Origin of the sequence: Acinetobacter calcoaceticus, assembly GCF_051947995.1 — a bacterium.
Lineage (GTDB): Bacteria > Pseudomonadota > Gammaproteobacteria > Pseudomonadales > Moraxellaceae > Acinetobacter.
This window is the reverse complement of the sequence record NZ_JBLVVH010000072.1, coordinates 1-216: the sequence shown is the minus strand read 5'-3', so window position 1 is coordinate 216 and position 216 is coordinate 1. Positions and strand designations below refer to the sequence as shown.

The following is a 216-nucleotide window of genomic DNA, read 5'->3' as shown; positions in this document are numbered from 1 at the left end:
AAACCTCGCAGCGACGAGGAGCTAACGGCTGTGATGTTCCGCGTCCCAGAGTCAGTGGCCGAACGTGTCAGCGATATGGCTTGGGAGCTGAGGCTCTCCCGATCCGATCTTGTGGGCTGGTCGGCCCTCTATGCACTCAACTCGATGCTCAGACAGCGCGGAGAGGACACGATTCCGGTTCCGGAGTATCTGGACAAGGCCGTGCTCGCTGCGTTG

The 216-nt window shown here is 60.6% G+C and carries 1 protein-coding gene; it reads left to right on the top strand.

Features of this window, described 5'->3' with window-relative positions:
• Nucleotides 1-33 precede the first annotated feature (33 nt).
• Nucleotides 34-216 (top strand): hypothetical protein (locus ACNQO6_RS18600; RefSeq protein WP_440209930.1); only part of this gene is annotated, 183 nt, incomplete at its 3' end.